Genomic DNA, 13,051 nt, shown 5'->3' on the forward strand with positions numbered 1-13,051 from the left:
GGAGGCGGGGCGTCCCGGGAAGATCCATCATGAAAGCCGGGAACGCGATCGGGCCGTACAGGAAGGCTGCTGCCATGACAACGGTGCCTGACGGAACGCGGCGAGGACACGGGGTGTCCGGCGGCGATGAGATCAACGACGAGGCCTCCCGCTTCGCCGGGATCCTGATGCTCCTCAGCGGGCCCCTGAGCATCCTGATGGGCGCGGCCGGGATCGCGCATGACACCCTGTTCGCCGCCTCCCAGTACGCCTATCGGTTCAACGTGACCGCCTGGGGCTGGATCCACCTGGTGATCGGAGTGGTACTCGTGATCGCCGGCCTGGGAGTCCTGTCGGACCGGAGCTGGGGGCGCGGGGCCGGTGGAGCGGTGGCCGCGGTCAGCCTGATCACCCAGTTCATGTTCGTTCCGTACTACCCGCTGTGGGCCATCCCCGTGATGACGCTCGACCTCCTGATCCTGTTCGCGCTGACGAGGATCCACATCGAGCGGAGGGCTCAGTAGCCGAAGTCCTGCGTCCACCAGGGGCCGCCCGGGCCCGTGTGCACGCCGACTCCGAGGGTCTTGAAGTCGCAGTTCAGTATGTTGGCGCGGTGGCCGGGGCTGTTCATCCAGGCTTCCATCACCGCTGCCGCGTCCGCCTGGCCGCGGGCTATGTTCTCGCCGCCGAGGTCGGTTATGCCCGCCTTCGCGGCCCGGTCCCAGGGGGTGGCCCCGTCGGGGTCGGTGTGGTCGAAGAAGCCTCGCGCGGCCATGTCGTCGCTGAACGCCTCGGCCAGCGCGGTCAGCGAGGAGTTCGCCGACAGGGCGCTGCACCCGACCTTGGCCCGCTCCTCGTTCACCAGCTTGAGCACCTCCGCCTCGACGGCGGCCTGCGTCGACACCGTCACCGGCGCGGAGGTCGCCTTCGGGGGCGTCGTCGCCGGGCGCGACGGGATGCTCTTCCGCTCGGGGGCCTTCGCCGTCGGCGAGGGCTTCTTCGACGGCGTCCTGGTCGGGGTGGGGGAGGCCGAGGCCGACCTGGAGGCGGCGCCGGAGGGAGCGGACGAGGCCGCCCGCCCGCTGTCGCGGCTCGCGGCGGAACCGCCGCCGCCCGGGCGGTCCGCGCTGCCCGAGTTTCCGCCCTGCTCGGACGCGGTGTTGCTGGGGGAGTCCGCCGCCTGCACCCGGTCGCCGCCGGTGGTGTTCGTGCCGCCGCCGAGCTGGTAGTTCTCCAGTCCGGGCACGACACCGGTGGCCACCGCCACGGTGCCGAGGGCCACGGCGGCGGAGACGCCGAGCAGTCCGGTGCGTACCGGGGTGGCCGCCCTCTTCTTGCGCCGGCGGCCGTGGGACGGGCCGTCGGCCGGGGCGAAGCCGCCGTCGCCGGCCACCCGCGCGGGCTCGTCGTCCACCGAGTACAGGTAGGCGGTGCTCCGGGCGGTGGTCTCGGCGTACGCCTCGGGGTGCAGATACGGCGCGATGCCCATGGGCTCGCGGTCGCCCGCGTACGGCTCCTGCGGGTTCTCGCCGCCCGTGGCCGAGTGGTGCGTCTGTGTGACCCCTGTGGCCCGGCCGGTGGCGGCGCGGCCGGCGGCGGAGCGTCGGTGGCGTCCCATGCCCTTGCCCTCTTCCTCGTCTCGCGGCCGTCCCGGCGCTCACCTGGTGGGCGACTCCGAATGGCCAACTCCACTCACTCGAACGAGTGAGTTTCATATGAGATTCATTGGGTCCGGACGGTACCGCATGCCACTGGGGCGGGATGTGTCCCGAGTGACATTGGCCGGTTAGGTTGCACCCATGAGCGAGGATGTTCGACTCGTCGCCTGGGTGAGGGGACGCGTCCAAGGTGTGGGTTTCCGCTGGTTCACGCGGGCCAAGGCGCTGGAGATCGGCGGCCTGAGTGGTTTTGCTCTCAATCTGGGCGACGGACGGGTCCAGGTCGTCGCCGAGGGGTCCCGGAAGGGCTGCGAAGGTCTGCTCGACTGGCTCCAGGACGGCGACACGCCCGGACGCGTCGACGGCGTCACCGAGATCTGGGACACACCCCGCGGCGGGTACGACGGCTTCGCCATCCGGTGAACCGATTCTGTAAAGCCGCCCAGGCCACCGCGCGGTGACCTGCCTCTGGCACGTGCCGGCAGCAGAAAGGGGCTGGTGGTTGCCAAGAAGAGCGCCACGTGGCAGGCTCCGCTGGTACAGCTGATCGCCACGCCCCGAGGGCCCCGCAGGAGACGCAGCGCCACGTTCCGGTGGCCGTGCGCCCCGGGTTCGCCCGCCAATACGGGGTGTGATCGTGTTGACCGTCAAACTTTTTGGTGAGACGCTGAAAGCCCCGCGCACCTCAGCTGTTTGGCATGTAGGAACGCAGAGCAACACTCGAGTGTGCCAAGCACCGCGGGTGCGAATCCCTCACGACCCACACCGCATCGGTCGGTCACTCATTGTGGAGGACCATCCATCATGGCAAAGGCGCTTCTCGGTTACGTCGGCGGCTCCGACCCTCGACTCCTCGCCGAGATGCGACGGCTGCAGCAGCGTGTACAGGACCTGGAGTCCGAGCTCGTACGGATCCAGGCGGAGAACGACGCGCTGGCGGCTGCCGCCTCTCAGGACAGGATCATGGAGAGCATCGACGCACACCAGGCGGAGCCTGCGCTCACCTGATCGCTGCATCGCTCCACGAAAGCAGTCGCAGCGGTTGGGGTGCCCGTATCAACCGCACTAGTTGACGGCGTCCGCGACCCGGTCGTCAGAGTTGCAAGGGACGCTTCGGCGTCCCTTCTTTCTTCCCCCGCGCATCCTTTCACCCTCTTCAACGTTTGATTTGCCCTCCGTGTTCACTGGCGAAACCGTGCGGTTGCGAGTGTCCGTGGAGTGAGATAGCGGCGGCGGGTAGAGTCCAGCGGCGTGCACCTCAAGGCCCTGACTCTCCGCGGGTTCAAGTCGTTCGCCTCCGCGACCACGCTCCGGTTCGAACCGGGGATCACGTGCGTCGTCGGTCCGAACGGCTCGGGCAAGTCCAACGTGGTGGACGCGCTGAGCTGGGTCATGGGCGAGCAGGGCGCCAAGTCGCTGCGCGGCGGCAAGATGGAGGACGTCATCTTCGCCGGCACCACCGGCCGCCCGCCGCTGGGCCGCGCCGAGGTGTCCCTGACCATCGACAACTCCGACGGCGCACTGCCCATCGAGTACGCCGAGGTCACCATCACGCGGATCATGTTCCGCAACGGCGGCAGCGAGTACCAGATCAACGGCGACACCTGCCGACTGCTGGACATCCAGGACCTGCTCTCCGACTCCGGCATCGGCCGCGAGATGCACGTCATCGTCGGCCAGGGGCAGCTCGACTCCGTCCTGCACGCGGACCCCACCGGCCGCCGGGCGTTCATCGAGGAGGCGGCGGGTGTCCTCAAGCACCGCAAGCGCAAGGAGAAGGCGCTGCGGAAGCTCGACGCGATGCAGGCCAACCTGGCGCGCGTGCAGGACCTCACCGACGAACTGCGCCGCCAGCTCAAGCCGCTCGGCCGGCAGGCGGCGGTGGCCCGCCGCGCCGCCGTCATCCAGGCGGACCTCCGCGACGCCCGGCTGCGTCTGCTCGCCGACGACCTGGTACGCCTGCGCGAGGCGCTGAAGTCCGAGATCGCCGACGAGGCGGCCCTGAAGGAGCGCAAGGAGACCGCCGAGCGGGAGCTGCGCAAGGCGCTCCAGCGGGAGACCGCCCTGGAGGACGAGGTACGGCGGCTCGCCCCGCGCCTGCAGCGCGCCCAGCAGACCTGGTACGAGCTGTCCCAGCTGGCCGAGCGGGTGCGCGGCACCGTCTCGCTGGCCGACGCCCGGGTGAAGAGCGCCACCTCCGCGCCCCCCGAGGAGCGCCGCGGCCGCGACCCGGAGGACATGGAGCGCGAGGCCGCCCGCATCCGCGAGCAGGAGGCCGAGCTGGAGGCGGCTCTGGAGGCCGCCCAGCGGGCCCTGGACGACACGGTCGCCCACCGCGCCGAGCTGGAGCGCGAACTCGCCGTCGAGGAACGCCGGCTGAAGGACGCCGCCCGCGCCATCGCCGACCGGCGCGAGGGCCTCGCCCGCCTCTCCGGACAGGTCAACGCGGCCCGCTCGCGCGCCGCCTCGGCCCAGGCCGAGATCGACCGGCTGGCCGCAGGCCGCGACGAGGCCCAGGAGCGCGCGGTCCGGGCCCAGGAGGAGTACGAGGTCCTGAAGGCCGAGGTCGACGGACTCGACGCCGACGACGCCGACCTCGCCGGGCGGCACGAGACGGCGAAGCGGGCGCTCGCGGAGGCCGAGGCCGCGCTGACCGAGGCCCGCGAGGCGGCCACCGCCGCGGAACGCCGGCGCGCCGCGACCCAGGCCCGGCACGAGGCGCTGTCGCTGGGCCTGAGGCGCAAGGACGGCACCGGCATACTCCTGGGCGCCCGGGACCGCATCACCGGAGTCCTGGGCCCGGCGGCCGAACTGCTGACGGTGACCCCCGGCCACGAGGCCGCGCTGGCCGCGGCCTTCGGCGCGGCGGCCGACGCCGTCGCCGTGACGTCCCCGGCCTCGGCGGCCGAAGCGATCCGCCTCCTGCGCAAGCAGGACGGGGGCCGGGCCGCCCTGCTGCTGACCGACACCCGGCAGGACGCCTCCGGCGACGCCGCGGCCGGCACCGGTGTTCCCGGCCGTCCGGCCGGCGTGAACGGCGGGGCCGGCCCGGACGCGCCCCGCCCCGGCGCCTCGGCGGCACCTGCGCCTCCCGCGACCGATCCCGCCGGCGGGACGGGCTCGACGGGCGCCGACGGGACGGGCCGGACCGGCGCCGGCGACCCCCCGCCGGCGGCCGACGTGGACGTTCATCGCGGTGGCGCGGCCGGCGAGGAGAGCCCTGCCCCGCTCTACGCCGCCGACCTGGTGAAGGGTCCGGCCGAGCTCATGCCCGCCGTGCGGCGGCTGCTGCACGGGATCGTGGTCGTCAGCACCCTGGAGGACGCCGAGGACCTGGTCCAGGCGCACCCCGGGCTGACCGCCGTCACCGCCGAGGGCGACCTGCTCGGCGCGCACTTCGCGCACGGCGGCTCGGCCGGCGCGCCCAGCCTGCTGGAGGTGCAGGCCTCCGTGGACGAGGCGGCCGCCGAGCTGGAGGAGCTGGCCGTCCGCTGCGAGGAGCTGACCGGGGCCCAGCACACGGCGGCCGAGCGGCGCACCGACGCCGCCGCGCTCGTGGAGGAGCTGGGGGAGCGGCGCCGGGCCGCCGACCGGGAGAAGTCGGCCGTGGCCCAGCAGCTCGGGCGGCTCGCCGGGCAGGCGCGGGGCGCGGCGGGGGAGGCCGAGCGGTCGGCCGCGGCCGCGGCACGCGCGCAGGAGGCGCTGGACAAGGCAGTACAGGAGGCCGAGGAGCTGGCCGAACGGCTCGCCGTCGCCGAGGAGACGCCGGTCGACGAGGAACCGGACACCTCGGTGCGGGACCGGCTCGCCGCCGACGGCGCCAACGCGCGGCAGACCGAGATGGAGGCCCGCCTCCAGGCCCGTACGCACGAGGAGCGGGTCAAGGCACTCGCCGGACGGGCCGACTCGCTGGACCGGGCCGCCCGGGTGGAGCGCGAGGCACGCGCGCGTGCCGAGCAGCGGCGGGCCCGGCTCCGGCACGAGGCCGCCGTCGCGGAGGCCGTCTCCTCCGGCGCCCGGCAACTGCTCGCGCACGTCGAGGTGTCCCTCGGCCGGGCGGAGGAGGAGCGGGCCGCCGCCGAGGCCGCGAAGGCCCGCCGGGAGCAGGAGCTGGCCGCCGCCCGGAACACGGGCCGCGAGCTGAAGTCGGAGCTCGACAAGCTGACGGACTCGGTGCACCGGGGCGAGGTGCTCGGCGCCGAGAAGCGGCTGCGGATCGAGCAACTGGAGACGAAGGCGCTGGAGGAGCTGGGCGTCGAGCCGGCGGGGCTGGTCGCGGAGTACGGCCCGCACCAGCTCGTGCCGCCCTCCCTGCCCGCCGCCGGCGAGGAGCTGCCGGAGGATCCGGAGCACCCGCGCAACCTGCCCCGGCCGTTCGTGCGGGCCGAACAGGAGAAGCGGCTCAAGGCCGCCGAGCGCGCCTACCAGCAGCTCGGCAAGGTCAACCCGCTGGCGCTGGAGGAGTTCGCGGCGCTGGAGGAGCGGCACAAGTTCCTCAGCGAGCAGCTCGAGGACCTGAAGAAGACCCGCGCCGACCTCCTTCAGGTGGTGAAGGAGGTGGACGAGCGCGTCGAGCAGGTCTTCACCGAGGCCTACCGGGACACCGCCCGGGAGTTCGAGGGCGTGTTCAGCCGGCTGTTCCCGGGCGGCGAGGGCCGCCTGGTGCTGACGGACCCGGACAACATGCTCACCACCGGCGTGGACGTCGAGGCGCGCCCGCCGGGCAAGAAGGTCAAGCGGCTGTCCCTGCTCTCGGGCGGCGAGCGCTCGCTGACCGCCGTGGCGCTGCTGGTGTCGATCTTCAAGGCCCGGCCCAGCCCGTTCTACGTCATGGACGAGGTCGAGGCGGCCCTGGACGACACCAACCTCCAGCGGCTGATCCGGATCATGCAGGAGCTCCAGGAGAGTTCGCAGCTCATCGTGATCACCCACCAGAAGCGCACGATGGAGGTCGCCGACGCGCTCTACGGCGTCTCCATGCAGGGCGACGGCGTGTCGAAGGTCATCTCGCAGCGCCTCCGCTGACCGGCAATCCAAGATCAACTCACCTCGTGTTCACTTTTTGAAGACGAGGTGATCGGCCACGTCTCAAAACTCACAGCCGTACGGGTATTGACTTCGAAACTTGAAGGCATAGTCTCTGCAACGTTGCTTTTACCTTCAGGTGTAAGTGGTGTGAACGCGGCATCACTGGATACCTGTAAGGGCTCACCCCCACACGGCAGCGTTGCCGTGGCCCGAGGAGTTATTCGTGACCAGCACAGCGCAGGCACCCAAGCCACGAGCCGGGACGGCTCACCCCGATCATCTCGGGCACGTCATCTTCATCGCGGCGGCGGCCGCCATGGGCGGTTTCCTGTTCGGCTACGACAGCTCCGTGATCAACGGCGCCGTCGAGGCCATCCGGGACCGTTACGACATCGGGTCCGCGGCCCTGGCCCAGGTCATCGCCATCGCCCTGATCGGCTGCGCCATCGGTGCCGCGACCGCCGGCCGGATAGCCGACCGGATCGGCCGCATCCGCTGCATGCAGATCGCCGCCGCGCTGTTCACGGTCAGCGCCGTCGGCTCCGCGCTGCCCTTCGCGCTGTGGGACCTCGCGTTCTGGCGCATCGTCGGCGGCTTCGCCATCGGCATGGCCTCCGTCATCGGCCCGGCCTACATCGCCGAGGTCGCCCCGCCCGCCTACCGCGGCCGGCTCGGCTCCTTCCAGCAGGCCGCGATCGTCGTCGGCATCGCCATCTCCCAGCTGGTCAACTGGGGCCTGCTGAACGCCGCCGGCGGCGACCAGCGCGGCACGCTGATGGGCCTCGAGGCCTGGCAGGTCATGCTCGGCGTCATGGTGGTCCCCGCCGCCCTGTACGGCCTGCTCTCCTTCGCCATCCCCGAGTCCCCGCGCTTCCTGCTCTCCGTCGGCAAGCGTGACCGCGCCCGCGCGATCCTCGCCGAGGTCGAGGGCAAGGACGTGGACCTGGACGCCCGCGTCGCCGAGATCGAGCACGCGATGAAGAGCGAGGACAAGTCCACCTTCAAGGACCTGCTCGGCGGCGGCTTCTTCTTCAAGCCGATCGTCTGGGTCGGTATCGGCCTGTCGGTGTTCCAGCAGTTCGTCGGCATCAACGTCGCGTTCTACTACTCCTCGACGCTGTGGCAGTCGGTCGGCGTCGACCCGACGGACTCGTTCTTCTACTCCTTCACGACGTCGATCATCAACATCGTCGGCACCGTGATCGCGATGATCTTCGTCGACCGCATCGGCCGCAAGCCGCTCGCCCTCATCGGCTCCGTCGGCATGGCCGTGGGCCTGGCGCTGGAGGCCTGGGCGTTCTCGTACCACCTCGTCGACGGCAAGCTGCCCGCGACCCAGGGCTGGGTCGCCCTGGTCGCCGCCCACGTCTTCGTGCTCTTCTTCGCCCTGTCCTGGGGCGTGGTCGTCTGGGTCATGCTCGGCGAGATGTTCCCGAACCGGATCCGTGCCGCCGCGCTGGGCGTGGCCGCCGCCGCCCAGTGGATCGCCAACTGGGCGATCACCGCGAGCTTCCCGTCGCTGGCCGACTGGAACCTGTCCGGCACGTACGTGATCTACACGTTCTTCGCCGCGCTCTCCATCCCGTTCGTCCTGAAGTTCGTCAAGGAGACGAAGGGCAAGACGCTGGAGGAGATGGGCTGACCGCCCGCCGAGTCCCGAGGAGAAGGGCCAAGTCCCCGCTGCCCCTCTCCTCGAACCCCCGCCGCCCCCGCTCGGTCACTGCCCGAGCGGGGGCGGCTTCGCTGTCCGGCGCAGGCCGGCGGGCGGCCCCGCCGGGATCGGTCGCCCTGCGCGCACTGCTCGGCGGCGAGAATCCGGTCCACCCCCTCCGCGCGCGGGTAGCGCACCGTCGTCGTGGCCGCCGAGCGCGTCCCGCCGGACCGCCGGAAGGCGTACGTCCGCGCCTCGTGCGGCAAGTGCTGGCCGTACTCGGCCCGGGCCCGGTCGGGGCCATCGCCGTCCAGTCCCCGGTGCCGCACTCGCTGAGCGGCTCTTCGCAGTAGGCCGCCGGCTGCGGCAGGGACGCGCTGTGGAAGCGGATCGTGCCGCGGGCCGATCGCCACGACCGTCACGGAGATCCGGAGGCACGGGCACGGAGGTGACCCCGTGCCCGTCGGCGCAGGTGGTCCAGCGCGGTGCGGTAGCGCGCGGAGAGGGGGGCCGGGGCGGCGCCGTGCTCGGCCAGGTCGCGACGTACGACCGTGACGGGCATGACGGCGTCCCCCTGCACCGGGTGGGTGCAGGGGGACGCCGACTGGCGGAACGTCAGATGGCCGTCGACGCGAACCGGCGGGGCGGGCGCGCTCAGACGCCGGCGGTCGCGGGCGCCTCGGCGGGCTCGCCGGATCCGGCGGCGGGCTCGTGGGCGGCCTCCGCCGGGCGCACCACGGCCGGCTTCGGCAGAGCGGTGTACAGCAGCCCGGAGATCACGACCGTGGCGACCCAGCCGAGGCCGTACTCGCCGATGACGTTGTTCTTCGCCAGCGGCCCGGTGAACCAGTCCGAGGTGGTGAACAGCAGTCCCGCGACCAGGCCGACCGCCCAGGCCGCCACCGCGGCGGGGGAGAAGCCGCCCCGGTACCAGTAGGCGCTGGTGCGCGTGGTGTCGGCCATGGCCCGGCCGTCGTACTCCGTGCGCCGCAGCATGTCCGCGCCGAACACGCCGACCCAGGCCGAGAAGGCGACCGCCAGCAGGGAGAGGAAGGCGATGAACGAACCCATGAAGCTCGTCGCCACCAGCATCAGCACGCCGCCGAAGACCAGCGAGATCACGGCGTTCACCGAGACCGCCCAGTGCCGCGGCACCCGGAAGCCCAGGGTCTGCGCGGTGAAGCCCGCCGAGTACATCGACATGGAGTTGATCAGCAGCATGCCGATCAGCGCGATGAGCAGGTACGGCACGGCGATCCACGTCGGCAGGATCTCGCCGAGGAAGGAGACCGGGTCCGCCGCCGAGGCCAGGTCGGGCGTCGAGACCGCCATCACCGCGCCCATCAGCACCATCGGCAGTACGACGATCCCGGCGCCGCCCACCGCGGTGCCCACGATCGCCTTCGACGAGGCGGTGCGCGGCAGGTAGCGGGTGAAGTCCGGCGCGGACGGGATCCAGCTGACCCCGCCCGCCGCGATCATCCCGATGCCGGTGATCACGGCGGCCGTGGAGCCCGCGCCGTGGTGCATCACCTTCGACCAGTCCGTGGTCGCGGCCAGGTAGCCGAGGACCAGCACGGAGAAGACGCCGAACACGTAGGTCGCGTACTTGTTGCACTTCTGCACGGCGTTGATGCCGAGACCGGAGATCGCGAAGGTCGCGACGACGAAGGCCAGCAACATCACCATGTCCAGCACGCTGTTCGCCCTGATGCCGAACACGATGTCCAGGATGGTCAGCATCGCGTACGCGCCGGTCACCGCGTTGATCGTCTCCCAGCCCCAGCGGGCTACCCAGATCAGCGAACCCGGCAGCAGATTGCCGCGCTGGCCGAACACCGCGCGCGACAGCGCCATGCCCGGGGCGCCGCCCCGCTTGCCGGCGATGCCGATCAGGCCGACCAGCCCGTACGCCACGACGGGCGCGGCGGCCGCGACGACGAGGGCCTGCCAGATGTTCAGGCCGTACGCCACCACCAGGCTCGCGCCCATGGTGAGCAGCAGCACGCTGATGTTGGCGCCGACCCAGGTCGGGAAGAGCTCGCGGGTTCTCGCGGTCCGTTCGTCGTCGGGTACCTGCTCGATGCCTCGGGTCTCGAGTGCGCCTTCGGCCTCGGCTGTCTTGCTCATGAAAGAGGGTGCCTCGGTGTGGGGGACGGGGACGTCGGGGACTCTACGCGGGGGAACGGAGCCGGAACCATCGTACTTTGATCCGACTGATGACTTCCTGTGGCTTTTGTCTCTCGGAGGAAGCCACGAACCCCGGCAGCCGCCTACCCATGGCCGATACTGGACGCGTTATGGAAACCATCATCCTTGCTGTAGTCATCGCCGTGGTCGTCCTCGGCGCGCTCGGCGGGCTCATCGTCGGCAGCCGGCGCCGCAAGCCGCTGCCCCCGCCGCCGCCCAGGACGCCCGACATCACCGCGCCCCCGGCCGAGCCGCACGTCGGCGAAGAGGCCGAGACGCCGCGCGACGAACCGCGCCGGACGATCGAGGAGGTGGATCTTCCCGGCGGCCCCGCCCCGGTCGTCGTCGAGGAGCCGCCCACCGTCGAGGCTCCCGAGATCGAGATCCCGGAGCCCACCGCGGGGCGGCTGGTCCGCCTGCGCACCCGTCTCTCCCGCTCGCAGAACGCCCTGGGCAAGGGCCTGCTCACGCTGCTGTCCCGCGAGCACCTCGACGAGGACACCTGGGAGGAGATCGAGGACACGCTGCTCACCGCCGACGTCGGTGTGCAGCCCACCCAGGAGCTGGTCGAGCGGCTGCGCGAGCGGGTGAAGGTGCTCGGCACCCGCACCCCGCAGGAGCTGCGCGGCCTGCTGCGCGACGAGCTGCTCAAGTTGGTCGGCACCGAGGCCGACCGCTCGGTCAGGACCGAGCCCGAGGGCCGCAAGCCCGGCATCGTGATGGTCGTCGGGGTCAACGGCACCGGCAAGACCACCACCACCGGCAAGCTCGCCCGGGTGCTTGTGGCCGACGGCCGCACCGTCGTGCTCGGCGCCGCCGACACCTTCCGGGCAGCCGCCGCCGACCAGCTCCAGACCTGGGGCGAGCGCGTCGGCGCCTACACCGTGCGCGGTCCCGAGGCCGGCGACCCCGCCTCCGTCGCCTTCGACGCGGTGAAGGAGGGCAAGGAGATGGGGGTCGACGTGGTCCTCATCGACACCGCCGGCCGGCTGCACACCAAGACCGGTCTCATGGACGAGCTGGGCAAGGTCAAGCGCGTGGTCGAGAAGCACGCGCCGCTGGACGAGGTGCTGCTCGTCCTGGACGCCACCACCGGCCAGAACGGACTGGTGCAGGCCCGCGTGTTCGCCGAGGTCGTGGACATCACCGGCATCGTGCTGACCAAGCTGGACGGCACCGCCAAGGGCGGCATCGTGGTCGCGGTCCAGCGCGAGCTGGGCGTCCCGGTCAAGCTCATCGGTCTCGGCGAGGGCGCGGACGACCTGGCGCCGTTCGAGCCGGAGGCGTTCGTGGACGCGCTCATCGGTGACTGACGACGGGGTGTGCTCACCCGCCGGATCGACGAAGCGCCCGCCCACAGGACAGTGGGGCGGGCGCTTCGTCGTTCCCGGTCCGCAGCCGCGGGACACTCGCGGCCGGCGCCCGGGCGGGCGGCGCTCGTGCGGAGGGCCTTCACGTGGACGGCGCGTACGCCGAGGATCCGGCGGAGGGCCTTCACGTGGACGGCGCTCTCGCCGACAAGGCGTCCCCGTGGACGGCGCGTACGCCGAGGACCCCGCGGAGGGCCTCTACGCGGACGGCGCTCTCGCGGACCGGGCGTTCACGTGGACGGCGCGTGCGCCGAGGCCCCTCCCGTGGAGGGGTTTCGCGCGGCCGGCTGCCCGTGCGGCCGGACTTCACGCGGAGGGCGTTCAGGAGGCCCTGGCCGCCGACCGGTGGGCCACGTAGGCCAGCGTGCCCAGCAGCAGCCGGGCGGCGGGCGGCCGGGTCGCGCAGTCCAGCGCGGGCGGGCGCAGCCAGCGCACCGGGCCGAGGCCGCCCCGGTCCGAGGGGGGCGCGGTGACGTACGTGCCCGGGCCGAGGCCGCGCAGGTCCAGCGCCGAAGGGTCGTCCCAGCCCATGCGGTAGAGCAGCTGGGGGAGGTCGGCGGCGGCGCCGGGGGCGACGAAGAAGTGGGCGCGTCCGTCGGGGGTCGCGGTGACCGGGCCGAGCGGGAGGCCCATGCGCTCCAGCCGGACCAGCGCGCGGCGCCCGGCGGCCTCGGCCACCTCGATGACGTCGAACGCGCGACCCACCGCGAGCATCACCGACGCGCCCGGGAACCCGGCCCAGGCCCTGGTCACCTCGTCGAGGGTGGCGCCGGCCGGCACCGGCGGCGCGAAGCCGAGCGGATGCGCTCCGGGAGCCCGGCAGCCGGCGTGCCCGCAGGAACAGACGCCCGCCGCGGCCCGTGCGCCCGGCACCACGTCCCAGCCGCACAGGCCGGTGAACTCCGCGACGGCCGTGCACTCCGACGAACGGAAACGCCGGCGCGTGCCGGAGCGGATCTCGCGAATGCCGCCGATCGTGAAGCCCATGCCCCCTCCAACGGGTCCGGCGCGCCGGTGGTTACGACGCGGAACGAGACGGAAGCGGAACGTGACGCTACGGCCGCGGTTCCGCTCGCTCCGTGAGGCCGAGGCGGCGCGTCGAAGCATCTCGGGTGGTGCGAGGAGGAACGTGCGCCCCCGCGTGCATCACCCCGCCGACGTCCTGTCGTCCTATG

9 protein-coding genes are annotated in these 13,051 nt (G+C 72.3%); 6 read left to right on the top strand and 3 right to left on the bottom strand.

Annotated elements, in window-relative coordinates; all coding sequences use genetic code 11:
• Positions 1–113 precede the first annotated feature (113 nt).
• Entirely contained in the window at positions 114–503 is a 390-nt protein-coding gene (locus tag ACZ7JA_RS29925; protein WP_351664347.1) for a DUF7144 family membrane protein, read from the top strand.
• Here ACZ7JA_RS29925 and ACZ7JA_RS29930 read toward each other — a convergent pair.
• Positions 497–1,597 carry a CAP domain-containing protein gene (locus ACZ7JA_RS29930; RefSeq protein WP_470811477.1) on the bottom strand — a complete coding sequence of 367 codons (1,101 nt, stop codon included), beginning with the start codon at positions 1,595–1,597 and terminating at the stop codon, positions 497–499. The genes ACZ7JA_RS29925 and ACZ7JA_RS29930 overlap by 7 nt on opposite strands.
• Before the next feature lie 181 nt (positions 1,598–1,778).
• Here ACZ7JA_RS29930 and ACZ7JA_RS29935 point away from each other — a divergent pair, with 181 nt between their 5' ends.
• The 4 genes from ACZ7JA_RS29935 to ACZ7JA_RS29950 all read left to right on the top strand — a co-directional run bounded on the left by ACZ7JA_RS29935 (position 1,779) and on the right by ACZ7JA_RS29950 (position 8,307).
• Entirely contained in the window at positions 1,779–2,060 is a 282-nt protein-coding gene (locus ACZ7JA_RS29935) for an acylphosphatase (RefSeq protein WP_351664343.1), read from the top strand.
• Between the two features lie 381 nt (positions 2,061–2,441).
• Positions 2,442–2,645: a hypothetical protein gene (locus tag ACZ7JA_RS29940; RefSeq protein WP_018544743.1), complete on the top strand. Its 204-nt coding sequence runs from the start codon at positions 2,442–2,444 to the stop codon at positions 2,643–2,645.
• A 243-nt stretch (positions 2,646–2,888) separates the two neighbouring features.
• Entirely contained in the window at positions 2,889–6,662 is a 3,774-nt protein-coding gene (locus ACZ7JA_RS29945; protein WP_470811478.1) for an AAA family ATPase, read from the top strand.
• A 226-nt stretch (positions 6,663–6,888) separates the two neighbouring features.
• Positions 6,889–8,307, top strand: coding sequence for a sugar porter family MFS transporter (locus ACZ7JA_RS29950; RefSeq protein ID WP_351664338.1), 1,419 nt, complete (start codon positions 6,889–6,891; stop codon positions 8,305–8,307).
• Between the two features lie 663 nt (positions 8,308–8,970).
• On the opposite strand, the gene ACZ7JA_RS29955 is transcribed toward ACZ7JA_RS29950, so the two are convergent.
• Positions 8,971–10,446: a cytosine permease gene (locus tag ACZ7JA_RS29955; protein WP_470811479.1), complete on the bottom strand. Its 1,476-nt coding sequence runs from the start codon at positions 10,444–10,446 to the stop codon at positions 8,971–8,973.
• Between the two features lie 170 nt (positions 10,447–10,616).
• Here ACZ7JA_RS29955 and ftsY point away from each other — a divergent pair, with 170 nt between their 5' ends.
• A complete protein-coding gene (gene ftsY, locus ACZ7JA_RS29960) occupies positions 10,617–11,819 on the top strand; it encodes a signal recognition particle-docking protein FtsY (protein ID WP_351664332.1) in 1,203 nt (400 codons plus the stop codon).
• Between the two features lie 378 nt (positions 11,820–12,197).
• On the opposite strand, the gene ACZ7JA_RS29965 is transcribed toward ftsY, so the two are convergent.
• On the bottom strand, positions 12,198–12,863 hold the full coding sequence (locus ACZ7JA_RS29965) for a bifunctional DNA primase/polymerase (protein WP_351664330.1): 666 nt from the start codon (positions 12,861–12,863) through the stop codon (positions 12,198–12,200).
• Between the last annotated feature and the right edge of the window lie 188 nt (positions 12,864–13,051).

This window comes from Streptomyces sp. NPDC038135, from assembly GCF_055601245.1.